This window comes from Oceanospirillum sediminis (assembly GCF_014164585.1).
GTDB lineage: Bacteria > Pseudomonadota > Gammaproteobacteria > Pseudomonadales > Halomonadaceae > Oceanospirillum > Oceanospirillum sediminis.
Genome location: NZ_JACJFM010000157.1, coordinates 1 through 423, shown reverse-complemented (window position 1 = coordinate 423; position 423 = coordinate 1). Strand labels below are relative to the sequence as shown.

General features: G+C 30.7%; 1 protein-coding gene. It reads left to right on the top strand.

Features of this window, described 5'->3' with window-relative positions:
• On the top strand, positions 1 to 423 hold a 423-nt coding region (locus H4O21_RS28220), incomplete at both ends, for a TolC family protein (protein WP_182812488.1).

Genomic DNA, 423 nt, shown 5'->3' with positions numbered 1-423 from the left:
AAATTACTTAGAAAAAATAACCGCAAAAGCCAAACAACGGCAGGTTAACTTAAACTTTATAAAAGCTATTGAAGATGTGCAAATAGCCTACTCTGAATTAATGAGTATGGTGCAAAGTGAAGATAGCTTAGTTATTGCAAAACAGCCTTTAAAAAAAGAAAAGTTACAATTGGTAAATATAAATGAAACTCCAGAAGTATCATTTTTCACCAATAGTATTTTGGTAGCAGAACGCACAAGGCGATTAGAAAAACAGCAATTACTGCCTGATATTACCCTAAACTATTTTCAAGGTACTAATTCTGGTATTAATAGAAATTTACGTGGTTACCAATTAGGATTAAAAATTCCATTACTATTTACCGAAAAATCATCAAAAATAAAAGCTTCAAAAATTGCTGAAGATATAGCTGCCGAGAAGTT